17 protein-coding genes are annotated in these 18416 nt (G+C 54.8%); 9 read left to right on the forward strand and 8 right to left on the reverse strand.

Annotated elements, in window-relative coordinates; genetic code table 11:
* Nucleotides 1-262: 262 nt before the first annotated feature.
* A complete protein-coding gene (locus tag FH061_RS20855) occupies nt 263-460 on the reverse strand; it encodes a YqaE/Pmp3 family membrane protein (RefSeq protein WP_151637768.1) in 198 nt (65 codons plus the stop codon).
* A 349-nt stretch (nt 461-809) separates the two neighbouring features.
* Between FH061_RS20855 and FH061_RS20860 the strand changes: the two genes are divergently transcribed.
* The 3 genes from FH061_RS20860 (at nt 810) to FH061_RS20870 (ending at nt 4467) form a co-directional block, all read left to right on the forward strand.
* Nucleotides 810-2318, forward strand: a complete 1509-nt coding sequence (locus tag FH061_RS20860; RefSeq protein ID WP_192805172.1) for a DUF4214 domain-containing protein — start codon at nt 810-812, stop codon at nt 2316-2318.
* A gap of 620 nt (nt 2319-2938) precedes the next feature.
* On the forward strand, nt 2939-3937 hold the full coding sequence (locus tag FH061_RS20865; RefSeq protein ID WP_151637770.1) for a hypothetical protein: 999 nt from the start codon (nt 2939-2941) through the stop codon (nt 3935-3937).
* Nucleotides 3934-4467 carry a YajG family lipoprotein gene (locus tag FH061_RS20870; RefSeq protein ID WP_151637771.1) on the forward strand — a complete coding sequence of 178 codons (534 nt, stop codon included), beginning with the start codon at nt 3934-3936 and terminating at the stop codon, nt 4465-4467. Before FH061_RS20865 ends, FH061_RS20870 begins: the two co-directional genes overlap by 4 nt.
* A gap of 382 nt (nt 4468-4849) precedes the next feature.
* On the opposite strand, the gene FH061_RS20875 is transcribed toward FH061_RS20870, so the two are convergent.
* A complete protein-coding gene (locus FH061_RS20875) occupies nt 4850-5218 on the reverse strand; it encodes a VOC family protein (RefSeq protein ID WP_151637772.1) in 369 nt (122 codons plus the stop codon).
* Between the two features lie 350 nt (nt 5219-5568).
* Here FH061_RS20875 and FH061_RS20880 point away from each other — a divergent pair, with 350 nt between their 5' ends.
* Complete coding sequence (locus tag FH061_RS20880) at nt 5569-6069, forward strand: hypothetical protein (protein WP_318841038.1); 501 nt, start codon at nt 5569-5571, stop codon at nt 6067-6069.
* 463 nt (nt 6070-6532) lie between these two features.
* Here the strand turns inward: FH061_RS20880 and FH061_RS20885 are convergent, their stop codons facing one another.
* The 3 genes from FH061_RS20885 to FH061_RS31805 all read right to left on the reverse strand — a co-directional run bounded on the left by FH061_RS20885 (nt 6533) and on the right by FH061_RS31805 (nt 9119).
* Nucleotides 6533-7621 carry a Gfo/Idh/MocA family protein gene (locus tag FH061_RS20885; RefSeq protein ID WP_151637773.1) on the reverse strand — a complete coding sequence of 363 codons (1089 nt, stop codon included), beginning with the start codon at nt 7619-7621 and terminating at the stop codon, nt 6533-6535.
* A 15-nt stretch (nt 7622-7636) separates the two neighbouring features.
* Nucleotides 7637-8662, reverse strand: a complete 1026-nt coding sequence (locus FH061_RS20890) for a zinc-binding dehydrogenase (protein WP_151637774.1) — start codon at nt 8660-8662, stop codon at nt 7637-7639.
* A 298-nt stretch (nt 8663-8960) separates the two neighbouring features.
* A complete protein-coding gene (locus tag FH061_RS31805) occupies nt 8961-9119 on the reverse strand; it encodes a nuclear transport factor 2 family protein (RefSeq protein ID WP_225984776.1) in 159 nt (52 codons plus the stop codon).
* Nucleotides 9120-9226: 107 nt separating this feature from the next.
* On the opposite strand from FH061_RS31805, the gene FH061_RS20900 reads away from it, so the two are divergent.
* Nucleotides 9227-10168 carry an AraC family transcriptional regulator gene (locus FH061_RS20900; protein ID WP_151637775.1) on the forward strand — a complete coding sequence of 314 codons (942 nt, stop codon included), beginning with the start codon at nt 9227-9229 and terminating at the stop codon, nt 10166-10168.
* Nucleotides 10169-10348: 180 nt separating this feature from the next.
* Here FH061_RS20900 and FH061_RS20905 read toward each other — a convergent pair whose 3' ends face one another.
* Entirely contained in the window at nt 10349-11512 is a 1164-nt protein-coding gene (locus FH061_RS20905; RefSeq protein ID WP_151637776.1) for an EAL domain-containing protein, read from the reverse strand.
* 509 nt (nt 11513-12021) lie between these two features.
* On the opposite strand from FH061_RS20905, the gene FH061_RS20910 reads away from it, so the two are divergent.
* The 3 genes from FH061_RS20910 (at nt 12022) to FH061_RS31810 (ending at nt 14990) form a co-directional block, all read left to right on the forward strand.
* Complete coding sequence (locus tag FH061_RS20910) at nt 12022-13026, forward strand: zinc-dependent alcohol dehydrogenase family protein (protein WP_151637777.1); 1005 nt, start codon at nt 12022-12024, stop codon at nt 13024-13026.
* A 92-nt stretch (nt 13027-13118) separates the two neighbouring features.
* A complete protein-coding gene (locus FH061_RS20915; protein WP_151637778.1) occupies nt 13119-14009 on the forward strand; it encodes a LysR family transcriptional regulator in 891 nt (296 codons plus the stop codon).
* Nucleotides 14010-14771: 762 nt separating this feature from the next.
* Nucleotides 14772-14990 carry a tyrosine-type recombinase/integrase gene (locus FH061_RS31810; RefSeq protein ID WP_151637779.1) on the forward strand — a complete coding sequence of 73 codons (219 nt, stop codon included), beginning with the start codon at nt 14772-14774 and terminating at the stop codon, nt 14988-14990.
* Here FH061_RS31810 and FH061_RS30610 read toward each other — a convergent pair.
* The gene (locus tag FH061_RS30610) at nt 14940-15164 is read right to left on the reverse strand and encodes a hypothetical protein (RefSeq protein ID WP_192805184.1); all 225 of its coding nucleotides are present in this window, start codon (nt 15162-15164) and stop codon (nt 14940-14942) included. The genes FH061_RS31810 and FH061_RS30610 overlap by 51 nt on opposite strands.
* Before the next feature lie 623 nt (nt 15165-15787).
* Here FH061_RS30610 and FH061_RS20930 point away from each other — a divergent pair.
* Entirely contained in the window at nt 15788-17524 is a 1737-nt protein-coding gene (locus FH061_RS20930) for a carboxylesterase/lipase family protein (RefSeq protein WP_151637780.1), read from the forward strand.
* Nucleotides 17525-17911: 387 nt separating this feature from the next.
* On the opposite strand, the gene FH061_RS31815 is transcribed toward FH061_RS20930, so the two are convergent.
* Nucleotides 17912-18265: a response regulator gene (locus FH061_RS31815; RefSeq protein ID WP_151637781.1), complete on the reverse strand. Its 354-nt coding sequence runs from the start codon at nt 18263-18265 to the stop codon at nt 17912-17914.
* Nucleotides 18266-18416 lie beyond the last annotated feature (151 nt).

The following is an 18416-nucleotide window of genomic DNA, read 5'->3' on the forward strand; positions in this document are numbered from 1 at the left end:
CAGAGTCAATGATAGGCCTTCGGGCACCGTAGAAACACATGACATCCGACAATGGTGGCCAGTAGCCGCCACGCGCTGAATACTATCTTTATACGCATGATTTCCAATCATTCCCAAAAGAAATGCGCTTTCCCAAAAACATAGGGAACCATGGACGAGGGACATGCCGTTGCTGAGTAAAGTCAAAAATCCGGCAATGCATCGGCGGCAACCCACGGGTACGGTTATCGCGTACCGGAATTGCGATGCCGGAATCAGCAGTTTATGGCCCGCGTTTATGCAGCGCCTCCCGGATCTTTTTGTCCGTCTTGTACTGGCTCAGCGCATACACCGCCCAGATCGCTGCCGGTAGCCAGCCAACCAGCGTGAGCTGCAACACCAGGCAGATGACGCCAGCGATGGGCCGGCCGATGGTAAAAAACGTTAGCCATGGCAGTATCAGTGCAATGAGAAGCCGCATATCTTTCCTTACCCCTGCGCCGCGAGGTGCCGGTTAAGCGGATGCCAGTCGGGCATTAGATTATCGCTTCGACCTTAACTATCACCATCAAGCTCCCGTCCTTGATCTTCATTGAGCGTCCGCAAAAGTTTTGCAGCCTTCAGCCCTTGGGAAAACGTTTCAACGATAATAACAATTAACAAACAGTCATCATTTATGAGGCACCGGCAGGTAGGTGTGCACCGCCTTATGCTTTCCAAAGGGAATAATGCGAAATTTGACGAAAGGGGTCTCTACGCTGGCGTCCGCGCTGGCCCTTGCTGCCTGCGGCGGCGGCAGTGAACTCGACAGCGCAAGTCCGGCGCGCCTAATGCCTACCGTCTATCTGGACGATGGCAGAGTCGTCAACAGTTGCAGCGTCGATCCAAGATGCACAGGCCAAGCGCTGGTTGTCAATGGAAGCTATCGTCAGGCTTCCATAGAACGGACCGCGAGTGGAACTGTCATTACCACGCCGACGGCAACACTGACGGCACCATCCACCGTCACCCGCCTTCACTTTTCCGACGGCGTCGTCGCGTTAGATTTGGACGGTAACGCTGGCCAGGCATACCGACTGTACCAAGCGGCCTTCAACCGAAAGCCCGACCTTGAAGGTTTAGGCTACTGGATACGGATGATGGATACCGGTGCTGTACGGACGCTTAATGATGTAGCCCACCACTTTTACCATTCTGAAGAATTCAGGCGGATCTATGGGACTGCCCCGTCTTACCCTGACCTCATTACCAGGTATTACCGGAATGCCTTGCAACGTGAACCGGATGCGGGTGGCTTTGCATATTGGCTCGACATTCTAAACCGGCGTATTCTGACACCCGCACAAGTACTTGCGGCGTTCAGCGAAAGCCCTGAAAACAAGAGCCGTGTCCTAAGTGACATCACGAATGGTTTCGTATATACCCCCTATGGAAACGAACTTCCACCAGTCGTAGAGGATCAGTTTCGTATCGAGCCCACCCAAGCTTCCTTCGCAGAAAACGGCGCGACAGTGGCAGGCATCATCCGGCTGGAGGTACGCGGCCAGGGCATGCAAAACGTCGAGCTTTTGCCGCCGAACGGGTACACACCGCGCTTGGGAGTGTTCAATCTGTCGGAAGACCGGACAAGAGCGTGGCTTGATTTCGACACAAGGACTCAACCGGACGGGCCGATTGATGTGCGCATCAGCGCCTTCAATCGGCCGGCTGGCCGCCCCGACGCCACGGAACTTGTCGCGATGCCCGCGCGCCGCTGGAATATACGCAATGCTCCTGTCCAGCCGCAACCACCGGTGCCGCTGGCTGCTACCGTAACAGTGGCACCGCCCATGGTTGCATTACTAAATGGCACAGTGCGTCTGGAAGTAAGGGGCTCGGGCATGGAGAACGTCGAATTGGTACCTGTTACTGGTTCGGAGCGTTATGGCTCTTTCTTGATTTCGCCAGACAAAACGCACGCCACCTTTGACCTGAATGCCAATGCGATGGCTTCAGGGGTCTACGTATTGAAGATCAGTGCCTATGACAGGCCTGCAGGTACTCCCGGAGCCAGAGAAGTCGTCGCCATGGATTACCGAATTTGGGAAGTGCGAAAGCCAACTGATGTCTTGCCAGGTCTAGGCGCCGACGAACCGAGTATCTGCTCTGGCGCACTACGCAGCATGATCGCAAATATGGGCATGCCGCTCCGCTATAGCAGTACCGGCGGGACAAATGCCGGTAGGTCAGTTACGTACACCTATCACCTCCCTGACCGCGTTTACCAACCCACAGTGTATTGGGGTGGGGGCCTACCGGTTAACCTGTGCCGAAGCTATTCAACGAGTACACCGCGTTAGGGCGAGGTCCATACATTTTCTTCTCAATCTTTAGCTCCTTAAATCGGAAATATAGGTTGGGATGAACGGGCCCTGCACGATCTCTTTGTCCGCGGCCAGGACGAATCCGTGGAAGAACTTGTCCTCGGCCATCGACGCTCCTGGATTTTGAACGCATGGTTTTTTACCAGGTCGAGCACGCCGTAGTCGTACAGGTTTAGTCAGGGCTGGACCAGGTTTGCTGATATACGATAGATCTCTTCTGTGCTTTGCGCCGGCCGAGGGCTCTTTCATTCATCGACTTCGCGAAGTAGCAGAACAGGTTCTTGCTGCGGGACTTCGTACTGTACATTGCAGTGTCCTCCTTTTGGAGCAGAACAGGAAGGTTTGAGCCGAACGTGCCAGGATAGAAGGCTTTGCCATTTATTTACCTTAAGTGGTTCATGTGTTCTTAATCCGAAAAGAGTTATTGACAACACCTGTCGTCGATCGGCAACACCTTCCAACGCTCCGTTAGAAACTTCTTTTCGCCAACTCTTCAGATACCTATAGTAGCCGTGGAAAACATGAAAGGTTGGACCAGAAATTACAAGTGCCACCTTTCCTAGTTTGCCGCGTAAATCTCAGACTGTAGGAAACCAATGAATACATTTCGTCGTGCCGTGTTGGCGGCATTGATACCAATCGTCCTCGTCGGGTGCGCTAGCGCGCCCATGAACCGTACGCTCAACGCGCAGCTTGCCTCCGCAATTCAGCCGCTGGACCTGCACGTCGGTATCAAGCAGCATGAAGTTTATGCCGAATTCGAGCACTCCAACCTTGGTGCTGGCGCTGTCGCTTGTGGTGCAGTGCCGGGACTGGGTTTGCTGCTGGCGGCGGCATGCGGGGGCGCGCTGGGTGCGATGGACACAAGCATCAATGCGGACCGCGCCAAGGTGGCAGACGAGATGGTCCGACCGCTGAAGGACATGACAGTCGACGCCAGATTTGACCAGCTTCTGCATGACACCATCTCGAAATCACTTCAGGGCGTCCCCAAAATGCAATTTGCTCACGTCGCGCTGACGAAGTCGGTGGATGACAAAACCATTGAGCAGACTTTCCGTGCATCGACCTCGAATGCCGTGATGTTCGTTATCCTCGATTACCACCTTTCCCGCGACTTCTCCTCTGTGGAAGTTTCTGCAAATGGCTTTTTGTACCCGCGCAGTACTTCGGCCCGCACTGCTGCCGGTCTCTCAGCGCAGTCGGCAGAAGAAGACAAAGGGCGCGTACTACGGGCTGACCAGGCTGCGTATCGCGTGGAGGTAACCTATCGCGGCGTCCTTCCATCTGTTGCACCTACCCCGGAAGGCAACATCGAGATGTGGAAAGCGAACAATGCGAGCTTGCTGCGGAAGGCTATCAGCGACGGCGCCACCCAGGTCGGACGGCTGTTGGCAGATGACATCCAGCGTGCTCCTGGCGCAGAGCGTGTTGTGCTCGGCACCGCAGACGCAGGCAAGGGGACAAAGGGTGAACTGCTCGCCACGAACGAAGGCGCGCAGTTGATTCGGATACCGTCCGGTGCCTTCGTCTATAGCACCACTGTTTCTGCACCGCTGCAGCAGGCCACTGCAGGTACCAAGGTCGTCCAATGACATCCCGGCGTGCTTTCACCACAGCCATGGCCCTGGCATGCGCCACACTCGCTGGATGCGCCTCCGATCGCGTATCGGGAGTCAGCACAACGCCCCGGGAAATACCGGCGAAAGCACGCCAGGCCATTACATGCCCATTTCATATTGCAGCGATCAAGGATCTGCGCAGCAGCGACGACCTGGGATCCGTCATGCGGACGCAGGTCGACGGGAGGGATTTCCTTCGCTGGTTCACCGAAGGGCTTGCTGCGATGCCCGGACACAACCGGGACTCGGCGCCGGTTAGCCTGCGTATCGAGGTGAACAAGGCGTACATCCAAGGTCTCGCGCAGCTATTGTCCGCCAATATTCTCGTTAAGGTATATGCGAGCGGCTCGGGAGGCATTGCAACGGAAAAGATGTATCGAGGCGTGGGTTCGAACGCCAATTGGTGGAACTCTGAAGCAGAGATCCAAGCCGTGTTCGAAGCCGCACTCCACGACCTGCAAAGACAGATTGGAACGGACATCCAAGAACTGTGCAGGAGATGAGCTATGCTTCGTCACACCCTGCCGTCTCAGTGATCTTGGACAAGTCCGGTTGTTTCCACGGACAAGAACTCATCTACGGAACCGAGGACCGAAACGCGACCCTGTTTTTAAGACTTGCCATAACGGCGAAAGCTTCCCCTTTTAACAACAATGTTGCCAATCGCGCTCTCAGGCCGCCCTCCCGGCACAAAACCCTTAAATACGGCTGCTAACCGTTCAATCCCAAGCATTGGTGTTTAACCGACTCATTTCCGTACGCGACACAAAGGGGCTCGTCGGGTTAAAGAAAGTCCGCAGTTGCAAACTGCTTTAGTATGGTCTACGGGGCTTGGACAACCTTGCACCGGTGAGTCAGCCAAGAAGATCAGGCCTCTGGCGCCGTTCAGACCAGGTTCCACAGCTGACCATCAACGTCCTCGAAACCCTGCTCATACATAAAGCCATGGTCCTCCGTCGAGTACGGCGTGCGGCCACCGGCAGCAATGGCCTTGGCGATGAGAGTGCCGACTTCTTTCCGGCTTTCGCAGCTCAGGCAGATAACGACTTCATTTGCTTCCTTTGCCTGCGTAACGGACTTGTTGATCAAGGGCTGAAGGAAAGGCTCGGTCGTCAGCATGGCCTGGATGGTGTCGCCGACGATGTTCATGAATGCTGCGTTCTCGCCGCTGAATCGGTCACTGAAGATAAGTCCAAGCGCAGAAAAGAAAGCCTTGGACTTATTTTGGTCCTTTACTGGCAGATTGGGGACGATCTGTTTGTCCTTTACGTCTCCATGGTAAAGATGGAATGGTCAATCGGTGCTTCGCCCATGCGACGGATGACGACGCACAAAATCGACACGCCTCCGGAAAAATATTTCCTCCAAAATCGAATGCGCGGAACCTAATAGGGCCGCGCGACTAATCGAGGTGCAAATGTCTGTGGACTGCAGTGTGGTCACAGGTTCTTCGGCCATTCGTTTCCTGCCGCATGCGACTAGTCGTTTCCTCATGACTTGCGGCACTTCACAAACGTCCGTTCTTGGCCGACAGAGGAAAAATGCCCGTTACAGCAAGCGTCTGTTCTGTGCGGCAGAGCCGCGGCAGACAGTAGCGGTACGAAGTGATATCGCCACAAGGAGAACAGGCGTCTCGACCAGCAACCGCGCATGGTGATAATTCCGTTAAAATGATCATTTCTGACTTTCCCAACACCATGAAAGCAGCAGAAAACCCCATGGACGACAGTTTGACGAAGGACGAATACGAAGCGCTGGCGCAGATCGGGAAGGCCCGCAAGGGAGAACGACCAAGCGCTTGCGTTGCGCGAAATGCAAAGGCACTGATCGGCCTGAAATATGTCACGCGCGGAAAAGACGGCGCATTCATGCTGACCGAGAAGGGACAGCAGACTTTGTTCGTCAAGCGTTGCATCGACGGCTTGCGCACGATGGCGGCTAGTGCCGTGGCTGCCGCTGCACCCGCGAAGCTGGAGGGTGATGTTGCCGCCTTCCTCAGCAAGAAGGGGTTGATCGCGCCACATGCAGCGGGCGAAGGTTTCGAACTGACGGCACGCGGACGCGAATCGCTGGCGGATATTGAATCGCGGGAAAGCAAGCCATGAGCGAAGGGCTGAAAAGACCTGCTTCCTGGTCCGGCTGATTCCTACGCTGATCCTGGTCCGACTCGTCACATGGCGCACGGCGAACAATCCCGCGCGCCAAAACCCCCATCCCGGTTGATTTTCGATCTGGAACGGATGGGACGACTCAAGTGGGACTGGCGATTCTGTCAATCAATCCCGAAATGTTTTGCGCTGCGACAGAAGTGCGGAATTGTGTAAATGGTCACATGCCGAACAGGAACGGCCGAGGTATGCCAAGAAGCGGATGATGCAATCCAAGCTGTCAGGCACTCGATTCGACCCTTACCCGCCTCCGGCGCTTCCCGAAAGGAGACGCTGTAATGCCGATCTGACTGATGTGCTTGCAGTCGGTGTACAGTGAAAAGTTTAAGCGGTTCCGAGTGAGGCTCTCACCTGGTAGAAGTCGAGCCACACCGCCTTAATGTTACTAGCATGTGATCTTTTAGGAATTGTTCAACGCCTTTTCAGTGCGTTCGATCCTGTCAATTAGACGATGTAGTTCTACTGCATCATCAAATGTAGGGCTGAGGTGTGTTCCGTTTAGCAGATCCGACGCAAGGCGCTGGTATGCAATTGCCATGCTCTGGGAAATCCCAGGATCAAACTCCCTCGCGTAGGTAGTTGGAATCTTCAATTCATGGAGCGTCTCATCGCCTGTGGCTCCTTCTACCCGGAAGCCGCCATCACCGATGTAGCCAATCGATGTCGTGACGATGATGTCGCCCCCGGTACCGTTGACTTCCCACCGGAAATTGGTACCGCGCGAAAGGCCGCCGCGAAAGTGGATGTTCATAAAAACGCCGCTCTCAAGCAGACCAGAGACCGCCACCTGATCGGGGATCCCGATTGGCACATCATCGCCAGTTTCAATAATCTTGACCGTCTTTCGGATACTCGCCTGTTTTGCAACCAAATCCCCAAACCGGCTATCGAGCGCATAGAGTACGGCGTCGACCGAATGGCCGAACGGCACATTGATCATACTTGCGCCGTTCGTCGGGTCGAGCGTATAGCGATAAGTTTCCGGCAGTGTATCGCCCCAGAGGATCCCGGAGCCGACCAGTGTCGATGAGACAACGCGCCCCACATAGCCATCATGGATCAGATCGCGCACAAAATTGAATGCGGGTGCTGCGCGCGTTTGTGCGCCCATTACTGTATGAACCTCCTTTGCTTTGGCGAGGTCGCGCATCGCGATGGCGTCATCAAGGTTCATGCCTAATGGCCATTCGCAAAACACCGACTTGCCCGCGTTGATCGCTGATTCGACCAGTTGACGGTGCTGGGTCACCTTTACAGTAACAACAACGAGGTCAACGTCGGGATGGTTAACAAGTTCATTAGTAGAACCTACCGCATTGGGAATCCCGAACTTCGCGGCCGCCGCTTGCGCCACCTCCAGCTGATGGTGGCTGATGGCGGTAATTTGATAGTCCGGCAGCGATTTAAGTGCCGGAATGTGAGCGATGGAGGCCCAACCCTTATCGGGATGAACACCGATAATGCCGACGCCAATTTTGCCGTTTTCCATGCAAACCTCTCTGCTTTAAATAGTGATGACAATCCGGCCAATAACTTCGCCGGCCTCAAGCGCGCGATGCGCTTCTTTGACGTCGCGCAACTGATACACGCGGTGCAGATGCACCTGAAGGGTGCCCGCGTCGACCAGTTCAGCGATGTGTCGTAAGACTCGGGTCTGGCGCAGTCGGTATTCATGATTTGCCGATACCTGCGGAAGACCGATATTGATAAACTTGATGTTCAAGTTCTTATACTCGGCCAGCATGTTGTTTCCCTCGGGCCATGGCGCTACTACTGTATTGACTAGAGTTCCATAAGGTGCAACCAAGTCCATACTTCCGGAAAAATTCTCCCTGCCGACATAGTCAAGGATAATATCGGCACCGTCCTTGCCAGTCCATCTGGCAACAGCCTGTTTGACATTGTCCCGCTTATAGTCGATGAGCAGCTCAGCACCTAACTCCCGGGCCAATTTCCCCTTCTCAAGGCTTGATACAGTCGTTGCAACCCGCGCACCGCGGGCGTGCGCCAGCTGTATGCTGATATGACCAAGACCTCCTGCACCGCCATGGACCAGCACAAAGTTTCCTTCGCGAACTCTGGCACGCTCGACAACAGCTTCCCAGCTCGTCAGGCAAACTGTGGGAAAGGCCGCAGCCTCAGTAAAATTAATTGACTTGGGTTTGAGAGTGACATAGTGGCCGCTGACAACTTTAAATTCGGCATAACTACCGGGTTTGTCCGAATAGCCACCATCGTAATACCACACCTCGTCGCCGGGCCGCAGGTGCGTGATCGCCTGGCCTGTCTGCTCTACAATGCCAACTCCATCCATGCCCAAGATGCTGAAGGTGGATTGCCCGTCACCTGCAGCATAGGACGGAGCCCCGGATGCCCGGTTCTGACAATCACCCGGATTCATGCCAGCAGCGATGACGCGTATCAGGATATCGGTAGCATGCTGGATAGAGGGCATATCGACCTCCGTGTATTTCAACACCTCCGGGCCGCCCGCTGTTGTCACGATGACAGCCTTCATTTTACGTGTCATGTCTGTTCTCTGTCGTGCATCAAGTGATATTCAAAATGGTCCGTCGTACATCGATCGTCTTAATGCGCCACGTCCCATCGGTCCGCTGAAAGGTCTCTTAATAGTGACCATAACCATGCAGGGTGTTAAACGGTCCGTCCTGATTGGACGAGGAGAGAACGTGATCTTCCATGGACCAGATGGCGGTTGCTGTTGTCGGCGACGTCAATGTAATTTCCGGGCTATGCACCTGATGAATGGTTTGCGCGTCCAGCAGGGCGATTGCAGTTGTCTCAATGAACGCGTGGAGATCATCGAACTAGTAGAGCACTTGTCCATCGATGCCGCGAAACGTTAGCCGTGCGTCCGGCACACAGAGCTGACGCAGGTCATCCCATCGCTTAAGGTCAATGAAGTGGCAGTAACGGGCTTTTGTGGTACAGATAGCTTCCGACGCCACGAGTTGCTCAATATTCATGAGTCTTCCTCCTTTCACATGAATCCATCATAGCTGCCATAATTTGTACTCAACAGTGCGAAAAAGCCAGATTCCTTATCCGATAGTATTTTTCTACAGACAGTTGAATGGATCCACTTTCAGAAGTATTCAGCGCGTTAAGGATCAACAAGGCGGTCACTACCCGGCTGGAAGCAACTGCTCCCTGGGGCTGGCGCTCTGCCGGCAATGGCGAAAACAGTGTGAACTTCGTGTTGGTCCAACACGGGTCAGGCATTCTGACCATGCATAGCCAACCGAATCCTGTTTACTTGGCGGCAGGCGACGTATTTATCACCTTCGATAGCGATCCCTATACGTTGGTCGATCATCCAAGCTCCGTCGTTGTGGATTGCAGAGTCGTAGACGAAAATCGGGTCGATGATGTGATCAAGTTTGGGGGTGACGGTGCGCTTACCACTTTCGTGAGCGGATCATTTGCCATCGATGAACTGGAGGCCACGCCGATTTTGTCAGTGCTGCCCTCTTTTCTGCATTTGAGACTCGAGCACAACCGCACTCATGCCTTCCAGTCTGCCCTAAATTTGTTAGCAATCGAGCTTCAGCAGCCCGGGCTCGCATCGGATGCAACGATTGCGCGACTGTACGAAATCTTGTTGGTGTATGCGGTCCGCGCCTACGTCAATAGCGGTGCCATTCCACGGATTGGATGGCTCTCGGCGATCTCCGACAAGCAGCTAGCCCCAGCCGCTATCGCAATGCATGAACGCTTGGCAGAGGACTGGACACTTGAATCACTTGCTGCAAAGGCGTACATGTCTAGATCGGCATTCGCATCGAAATTCAAAGCGGTAGTCGGCCAAACTCCCCTCGAGTACCTTACGCACTGGCGTGTCCACCGTGCGAAGCTGTTGATCCGAAACACGCGCCAGTCCATGGGCGAGGTTGCACATAAGGTCGGATACGAGTCAGAAACTTCCTTCAATCGCGTCTTCAAGCGCGTTACCGGCATGACACCAGGTGCGTTTAGGCGGTCCAGCCTCGCAACTCAACCGGGCGACCGCATTTAAACAACAGGAGTTCACTGGAGCAGCGGCATAAATATGGCGCCAAAGTTTCACGACGCCGTGGCGTTGCATCAGGTTGTCAACACCATAGCCCTCCCGAGCGCGACCGGAAGTCATCATCTGGTCAGGAAACGCATGATAGCGGCAGCATTGCCTCCGCTCGCGTCCCGCCTGTCATGCGAATTAGTGTAGACGATAGAGTTCGGCTAATCCAACGTCTTCTAAAACCTCGAGATGGCTCACCAATTGCATGGACCACAGCTTTAAATCGTCTAGAAGCGATTGGATTTCCGAGAGCGATGCACCCGACTGAATCTGTCGAACGAGCGCGTGTCCGACGTCATGCATCGCGCAATGAGGAGCATCGAGTGCAGCGAAGCCAGGCCGATCGGCAAACAGTTGGCCTGGCCCGAAGTACCAACGGCCCAAACTGCATTCGCGGCATGACAAGGGGGGATAGCCATCAGTTTGGCGCAGAGGTGCATCGGGCGGCAAGTTGGCGCGGCGAATTGCATAGCTGGCGAGTTGCCGACGCCATTGCATATGGTCGACAATTGCCATATGTATTAGACCAACCGGTACGCCAGGGCAGCGTGTCCTGGTTTGGAGGAAGGTGACAAATTGTTCCGGTGGCAGCGGCCTGCTGACCAAGTAACCTTGGACAGTTTTGCAACCTGATTCGAGGAGGAACTGGTACTCTTCCGGCGTTTCGACCCCTTCAGCAACAACATTGATTTTCAATTCATGGCCAAGACGTATTGCTGAACGGACGATGGTTGCGCTCTTTTCCGATCCAAGCATGCGACTGACAATCCCCTGATCAATTTTTATGGTGCTGAATGGCCAGCGACTAAGCGTATCTATTGATGAATAGCCGGTGCCGTAATCGTCCATTGCCAGACCCACTCCTGCATTGCAGAGTAATAGGACATTCTGAATACATTCGTCATCGGCATGTAACGCTTGCGTTTCCGTGATTTCGACTTCGAGTGCTGCGGGAGGCATTTGGGAATGAGCGATAGAAGCAAGAATTCGCTTGGTCAGCACAGGATCCTCAAAATCCTGAGCCGTAACGTTAAAGGAGACTGTGAGCTCGTTGTTATGGTTTAAAAGCACCAGATCTCTTGCTAGACGATAAAAGATCTGCGTTGTAACAGCCTTGATTTGCGATGATCGCTCGGCTAAAGGAATGAAGGCGCTTGGGGCTATAAGCGTACCGTCCTTACTCCAACGTACCAAGGCTTCTGCCCCAACAATCTGCCCCGTAATAAGAGAAACCTTTGGCTGGTAATGGAGCAAGAATTGTCGATTGCGTAAACCCTGTTCAATATCGTGTGCCGTTATCATGAAAGGCGCTCCGGCGTTGATGAAACTTTGTTGCTCTCGCCACAATAGGTCGCGTATAAAAGCAAATCTCTCGTAGATGGTTTCGTCACTTCATAACCTGAGTTATGAGCCAAGACTGTTTCACAGTCAACTGAAAGTTGATACAGGGACGCCGTTGCATTCGGAGCTTGAATTTCATCATTCACCTGTTCGGCAGTAGTCAAGCGTGAAAGCACTTTACTTTCTTACAGGCTGTTAACCATACACACAATAGCGATTGACAGTGTCATCGAACAGGGGCCGCTAGCGATGTTTCCATTCAATTTTGGATGCGTATGGAAGTCGTATATGCATTCCGCAGGTGACCGCCGATAATCTGGACTCTTTCCAATCCATAAAAAGTCCATTGCCCTGCGCCCCGTTTATCTAGGGTCGGACTGTGCCTACACTGTTTCTTACCGGTGAAGCCACCGTTACGTTAAGGCGGCCCGGTAAACAGACCGACACTAATCCAGCCAAGGATCTCTATCATGACTACCCAATCAACCATGCATGCCCTCGTCCTCGACAGCTTTGGCACTCAACTCGTCCATCGCGAGATACCGCGCCCGTCAGCAGGTCCTGGACAGGTCCTTGTTGAAGTCAAGGCCAGCGGCGTCAATCCGCTTGACACGAAGATTCGCGCGGGAAGTGCCGCGCACGCCAAGCCGGTATTACCTGCTGTCCTCGGCATCGACCTGGCCGGCGTGGTGCGCGAGGTAGGTACGGGCGTGAGCGGTTTTAAGCCGGGCGACGAAGTGTATGGCATGACCGGCGGGGTTGGTGGGGTACAGGGCTCGTTAGCAGAATATGCGGCGGTCGATGCCCGGTTGCTCGCCATCAAGCCGAGCAACCTCAGCATGCGCGAAGCGGCCGCGCTGCCATTGGTATTTATTACTGCATGGGAAGGACTGGTTGATCGTGCCAACGTGCGCGCCGGTCAAAAAGTGCTTATCCACGGCGGCGCTGGCGGAGTCGGCCACGTCGCGATACAGATTGCAAAAGCCTTCGGTGCCAAGGTGTTCGCCACGGAAGGACCCGGTAAGCAGGAACTGGTCGAACGACTCGGTGCAACGGCGATCAATTACAGCATTGAATCCGTGGAGACGTATGTCGCCAAGCATACCGATGGCGAGGGTTTCGATATCGTGTATGACACCGTTGGGGGCACCACGCTAGATGCTTCCTTTGAAGCGGTGCGCCGCTACCAGGGACATGTGGTAAGTTGCCTCGGCTGGGGCACGCATAAGCTAGCACCGTTGTCGTTCCGTGCAGCAACGTACTCTGGTGTCTTTACACTGCTGCCGTTACTCACCGGAGAGGGCCGGGCGCACCATGGCGACATTATGCGCGAGGCGACGAAGCTGGTAGAAGCAGGGAACCTCATTCCTTTGCTTGATCCACGCAGTTTTACTCTCGTTGACGCACAAGCCGCGCATACTGCCATTGAGAACCGCAGTGCGCATGGCAAGATCGTGGTGGATATCGCGGAATAAGCGCCAGGTGCAGCTGCCGTAGCAGGGAAGCGCCCATGATACAGTGCGACAACGTCTTATCGGTATTGGACCCCTGCTACAGGAATTACCACATGGATCGTCTTGAAGCCTTGAGAGTATTTTGTCGGGTTGTCGAGTATGGCGGATTCAGTAAAGCCGCCGACAGGCTGGGCATATCTACGCCCTCAACCACCAAACAGGTCGCAGCGCTGGAAAATCACTTCAATGTGAAGTTACTCAATAGGACTACGCGACGCATGTCGCTTACTGACGAAGGCCGTCGATGCTATGAACAGGCGCTGCAATTGCTCAACGGTATGGCTGAGTTGGAAGACAGTCTCCAACAATCGCATGCGACACCATCTGGTATCTTACGTATCGACATGTCGACCATCATTAGCCGTTTGTATGTTGCCCCTGCTCTTCCACGCTTTCTCGCTCAATATCCCGATATCCGCATCAAGGTAACCATTAATGATCGCATGACCGACATAGTGGACGAAGGTGTCGACGTTTCGGTACGCATCGGCGAGTTGGCCGATTCCAACCTGATCGCCAAGCCGTTATGCAAGACTAGCTACCTATGCTGCGCCTCACCAGCGTTCATTCGCAAACATGGGCTTCCTTCTTCGCCAGAAGATCTGGATCTTTTTCCCTGCCTAAGCTTTCTAAAGCTGCATTCGCGTCAGCCGCGCCCCTGGGCCTTTGAGAAAAACGGCGAGCAGCTGCTGTACTCGCCAGACCCCCGGATTGGCATCGACCATCCGGAATCGCTGATCGAAGCCACCATTGCGGGTGGCGGCATCGTGCAGCTGCTGTCGGTTAGCGTGCAGCCTTTCGTGCAAACTGGCCAGCTAGTCCCGGTACTCGAAGATTGGGCGGCACCTGGCCCGACCGTTGCGGCGCTCTACCAGCAGAAGAACCTTCAGGCGGCAAAGATCAAGGTATTCGTGGAATTTCTGCAAACCTTGTTTCAACGATAGTTATTGAGTAGCTGCGGACTGGCGAGCGGCACCACAATGGTCATACGCATTTCTCGATAGTAGTCATTCAATGGGCTTAGTGATCTGTACAAGTTTTGGGTAATGCGAAGCGGCCGTAGGTTCGCTCGCTCACATCCGGAATGGCGTACGTTAATAAGTCCGCTCTCCTCTGCCAGCCAACGACAATCGGCCATCATCCTCAACACACTGTTTTCATGACTCGTCAATGCAGGCTACCTGGCGGGTAACCCACTATCTCTGTCCAGGCGAAGATCAGGAAAGGCTCGACCACGGTTGACACGGTATTGAAAAAAGATTTGTGGGTTGAAGTCAAGAAAACCATAGAAACGATGCCAAAGGAAACCGAACGAGACCGCGAGCACTATTGACGTACCAGATGGCTTTTTCCCCTGCTTTATCCATGTGGATTACGGATCTCAGAAGTCGTTGAAAACACAATGGGGGACTTCTTCCGCCGGGGAGATAGGGATGGCAAAGATTGCTGGTGGCTGGAAGTTATCGGCAAAGGTCGCAAGACACGCATGGTCCCGGCCACGACAGAATTGATGACGGAGCTTGGCCGGTATCGAACTGAGAAGGGACGCAAGCCGCTTCCGATCCTCGCGGAAGGAACACCCTTAATGCTACCTACCGGAGCCATACATCGCCCACTGACATGTAGTGCAGTTCATGGAATAGTAAAGTGCGTTTTTGCGAACACTGGTACGCGTCCGGACACTTACGGACCCGTCTTACAAAGGCATGGCTGTGAGGGTGAAGGTGGCGTCGGCTCATTGGTTGCGGCATACCGCTGGCTGGCATATGGCAAACAGTGCTATCGACCTGCGTTATGCACGGGACAACCTCGGACATGTATCAATCGCGACCACGAGCATCAATAATTTGGGATCGACTACAACAACAGGCGATTTACGAAATAAGCTGCGCATTTTGACCATCAGAATAAACCAGGAATTTTGAAACGACCGACTGACTAGCATGTCCGCTTTCTGGAGCATCGTCTGCGCGCAACTGATCAATCGCGCGACGCGGCGCCGGACGCTGACGGAATTCGGCCGCACTTACCACGAGCGCTGCCGGGCAATCCTGACGGAAGCGCATGCGGCGGATGCCTTGGCGGCCGACCAAGTCCATGCTGGCTGCAAACATCCCACGTGGCGCGCCGTATCCACGTGACAGTGGATGCGCTGGCGGCTACTCTGCCGAAGATGATGACCTAAGGGCGGCAGTGCTCAACCATTGATCATTCCGGGGTGGGCTCATCCCCCCGGTGATGGGCATGGCACTTGATTCCACAGTTTGATTTCTCTGCTGGTCACTCCTGCAGCTGGGTCATACGCTGTCGGCACCAGATATCAGCATGAGGAACGACTATGGGTCAACGCGATAAAGCGTTTCAACCACAGGCACGGGTTGGATCATGAATATTGCTTGTGCCGGCAGCGCATAGCTCGAACCCTGGGGCAGGCAGGAGCGATAGCACTTCACCACACATGCGCCCGGTGAATGATGTGCGATATGCACATGGAATTACCCTGGCCTGCGAAGTATTGTTAAGTCATATCATCGCCTGAAGATGCGGCACCATGGCGCCATGGCCGGATTGGTAACGCGGAGCAGATCAGATGACCTAGACGACTTAAGAAATAGCAACTGCTGCGGACTTCCGGTTCGACGTACGACATACAACCCGTCGTTTCATGTTGTCAGAATCGACCAGTAGCAGGATTCCAACCATTAAATGAACTGGAGTTAGCATGATGATTCGTTGCATGACGCGTTCGGTCGGTATTGCCTCTGTTCTCTTGTTGATGCTCCAGGGCTGCGGCGGTGACTCGAAATCGGCTACGGGCACACCGGGCCAGGGCACCAGGCTGATGCCGGTGTCCTCTGTGACCAGCGACAATGGGCTTCGCCGCGCAACAAGGTATGGAGACGTGATCGGCACGCACGACGAGGCGACGGGTTCACTGCAATGGCTGGGCATCCCCTATGCAAAGCCACCGACGGGGTCGCTGCGCTGGCAGGCGCCTGTAGAACCCGATGCATGGTCCAGCCCGCGCCAGGCGAAAGCCTTCGGCCCCTCATGCAGCCAGGGCGGAAGAATGTTCAGTCCCGCTCCCGACACCGGAACATATAGCCTGTCGGTGCGTGACGGCCTTGGCAAGCCGGTCGGCGCCGAGGACTGCCTGACGATCAACATCTGGCGGCCTGACGCTGCTGAAGGGCCGCTTCCGGTCATCGTGTTCATCCACGGCGGCAGTAACGTGGTGGGCTACTCGGCGGACCCCATGTACAACGGCGCTGCCCTGGCAAACAGGACAGGTGCGGTTGTCGTGACATTGAACTACCGGTTGGGCCTGCTTGGATGGTTCGACCTGGCGCAGCTCAAAACGGGCGAACCCGCATCGGATTCAGCCAACTTCGGCACTCTCGACCAGATCCAGGCGTTGAGATTCATTCAAAATAACATTGCTTCCTTCGGCGGCGATCCCGCGAACGTCACCGTCATGGGCGAATCAGCAGGAGCGGTGAATGTCTGGGCATTGCTGGTTTCGCCGCTTGCCAGCGGACTCATGCACAAAGCCGTATCGATGAGCGGCGGCCTGTCGGTCAAGACGCCTTCGGACTCGCGCGATTATGCCCAGAAACTGCTGCGCGCACTTCTGATTGCGGACGGAAGAGCCTCGGACGATGTCAGTGCGGATCTCTACGTCGCGACGCATACCGCTTCGCAGATCGCTACATACCTGCGTTCCAAGACACCGGACGAGATGATCCGGGTCGCCATCGCCAGCAAACTGCCTGATGCGCCTGCGGTGCTGACCGACAACTACGTCATCCCCTGGGCTCCGCATACTGCCATCGCCGCGGGCCGCTACAACCGGGTGCCTATGCTGGCCGGCAATACGCTTGAGGAGGGCAAACTGTTCGGCGGACTGGTCGGCGCCTATAAGCCAACTGACTATGACCGGTTCACGATGATGTATAACTTCGATCCGAACGTGGCGACCGCCTTGAGGGATGCGGACTTCATCCAGCCGCAGCACCTGCCTGTCGAGCAGCCCGGCACCGGATGGAACAGTGTCGCGTATGGATTGACCACAGGAGTATTTACCTCCTTGACGCTGGCTTCACTGAACACCCTTGCAACTCAGCAGCCCAGCCAGACCTGGTACTACCGCTTCGATTGGCGAAACGAGCCCGCGCCGTTCAGGAACGTCTATGGCGCGGTGCATGCACTGGACCTGCCCTTCTGGTTTGGCAATTTCGGGCGCAGCTTCTTTTCTTTCGCTTTTAACGACGTGAACCGTCCCGGCCGGGAACAACTGTCGGCTTCCATGATGACGACAATCAGGAGCTTCGCTGCCACAGGAAATCCGCATAACCCGCAATTGGGCATCGCAGCCTGGCCGAACTGGCCCTCCGGCGTGGTGTTCGACGCCACGAACCAGGAACAGCGCCTCAGCGTGCAACTTCTGCCCGTACCGTAGGAGAGATAGGCCCAAGAATTTAACAAATTAAGAACTTAAGAACTTTGAAATTCAAGCAGGCTTGTCCACTCTACCTGGATGGCCAAGGGTAACTTTCCGCGATTTCATAAGGTTTGGAACAATCGGCCACCCATCTTGATGGGTGGCTTTTTAATGCGCTTCCTGCGAGGCCGGCACCATCCTTTTATGATGTTTGATATCAGTTGAAGCAGACCGTGGTTGCCAAGTTCTGGCCGTCAAAAATTAACCCTTAACCTCCAGTCGTTCTTCCAGAAAACCGACGGTCAACGTTTGACATGCCATGCCAGGCCGCTAGGCGACTGCACGATGAATGAGGTACGCTGCATCGGCTCCGATTCTTGATGGAGCCTTGGTTGATTCACGAAGTTATACTCGACCGGGTCGGCGTAGGATTTCAAGTCTAGCCCGGCATGTGCCTAACCCAGTTTTTCTGGCCAGTATGACTGGTATCAGTTTTTCAAGGGTCGTGAAGCCGATCGGCTTTTGGACGTGGGCATGGAAGGCAAATGCTCGCGCTGCTTCCCTCCTCAAGTTTCTGGGCCAGGCGCTTTTGCCAATAAAACCTGCAACGGGGTATTCCTCCTTGAGGGCCGCGCCGAGTTCATAGCCATCCATCCCGGGCATCCCGATGTCCAGTTTGAACAGGTCGACCGGTTCGCCCTTGGCTAGTGCGATTGCTGTGTACGGAACAGTCGCGACAACGGACCGATAGCCCCACATCTCTTAAATTGTGGCAAGGGCGTAGACACTGTCAGCGGCGGCGTCCACCACCATTATCAGTGGCTTGGCTGCTACTTCGCGTTCCACTCCGCTTTGGGGTGCTGTCAGAAGAATGCCATCGCTTTGTCACTGCATTGATGCACCATCCAGC

The sequence above is a fragment of the Noviherbaspirillum aerium genome (assembly GCF_008929045.1).
Lineage (GTDB): Bacteria > Pseudomonadota > Gammaproteobacteria > Burkholderiales > Burkholderiaceae_D > Noviherbaspirillum > Noviherbaspirillum aerium.

Excerpts from the sequence above, each read along its gene's own strand:
- FH061_RS20855 (WP_151637768.1), bottom strand. The coding sequence starts at position 460 with ATGCGGCTTCTCATTGCACTGATACTGCCATGGCTAACGTTTTTTACC.
- FH061_RS20860 (WP_192805172.1), top strand. The coding sequence starts at position 810 with ATGCCTACCGTCTATCTGGACGATGGCAGAGTCGTCAACAGTTGCAGC.
- FH061_RS20865 (WP_151637770.1), top strand. The coding sequence starts at position 2,939 with ATGAATACATTTCGTCGTGCCGTGTTGGCGGCATTGATACCAATCGTC.
- FH061_RS20870 (WP_151637771.1), top strand. The coding sequence starts at position 3,934 with ATGACATCCCGGCGTGCTTTCACCACAGCCATGGCCCTGGCATGCGCC.
- FH061_RS20885 (WP_151637773.1), bottom strand. The coding sequence starts at position 7,621 with ATGGAAAACGGCAAAATTGGCGTCGGCATTATCGGTGTTCATCCCGAT.
- FH061_RS20890 (WP_151637774.1), bottom strand. The coding sequence starts at position 8,662 with ATGACACGTAAAATGAAGGCTGTCATCGTGACAACAGCGGGCGGCCCG.
- FH061_RS31805 (WP_225984776.1), bottom strand. The coding sequence starts at position 9,119 with ATGAATATTGAGCAACTCGTGGCGTCGGAAGCTATCTGTACCACAAAA.
- FH061_RS20900 (WP_151637775.1), top strand. The coding sequence starts at position 9,227 with ATGGATCCACTTTCAGAAGTATTCAGCGCGTTAAGGATCAACAAGGCG.
- FH061_RS20905 (WP_151637776.1), bottom strand. The coding sequence starts at position 11,512 with ATGATAACGGCACACGATATTGAACAGGGTTTACGCAATCGACAATTC.
- FH061_RS20910 (WP_151637777.1), top strand. The coding sequence starts at position 12,022 with ATGACTACCCAATCAACCATGCATGCCCTCGTCCTCGACAGCTTTGGC.
- FH061_RS20915 (WP_151637778.1), top strand. The coding sequence starts at position 13,119 with ATGGATCGTCTTGAAGCCTTGAGAGTATTTTGTCGGGTTGTCGAGTAT.
- FH061_RS31810 (WP_151637779.1), top strand. The coding sequence starts at position 14,772 with ATGGCTGTGAGGGTGAAGGTGGCGTCGGCTCATTGGTTGCGGCATACC.
- FH061_RS30610 (WP_192805184.1), bottom strand. The coding sequence starts at position 15,164 with ATGGACTTGGTCGGCCGCCAAGGCATCCGCCGCATGCGCTTCCGTCAG.
- FH061_RS20930 (WP_151637780.1), top strand. The coding sequence starts at position 15,788 with ATGATGATTCGTTGCATGACGCGTTCGGTCGGTATTGCCTCTGTTCTC.
- FH061_RS31815 (WP_151637781.1), bottom strand. The coding sequence starts at position 18,265 with ATGTGGGGCTATCGGTCCGTTGTCGCGACTGTTCCGTACACAGCAATC.